We start from the raw sequence: 451 nt of genomic DNA, 5'->3' as shown, positions 1-451 counted from the left end.
CCCGAACCCTTGTCCTCGTAGTGCAGCTCGATGTCCGCACTGTTCTCCGTACCGACCTTGATGCGACCCATGACGTCCAACCTCCGAGTGTGTTCCGAGTTCTTCCGACACCCAGAACAATACGACCGGTCTACTAGAGCGTCAAGGGGGCTGGTCCGCGCGAGGCCGCCGCGGCCCGCCCGCCCAGGTCGCCGTGCGCCGACAGTCATGCGCCCGGCCCGGGCCGGGCGCGGCCTTCAAGCAGGTGGCGTCGCCTGGCTGGAATGCGCGCAACGCCAGGCGGGGTGAGCGGAGTGCCTGGAAGGGCCTGCCGCTCGGCGCGCTGGTCGGCGGGCCGTCGCTTCTCTCGGACTAGCTGGCGTGGACTGGAGTGAATCCGCAGGTAGCGACGGGGGGGGGGGGCCCCCCCGGCGGGGGGGGGGGGCCGCACCGCGGCCGAAAAGTTGCGGTC

The organism is Streptomyces sp. NPDC085931, assembly GCF_044540565.1.
Taxonomy (GTDB): Bacteria; Actinomycetota; Actinomycetes; order Streptomycetales; family Streptomycetaceae; genus Streptomyces.
This window is presented reverse-complemented; position numbering follows the sequence as displayed.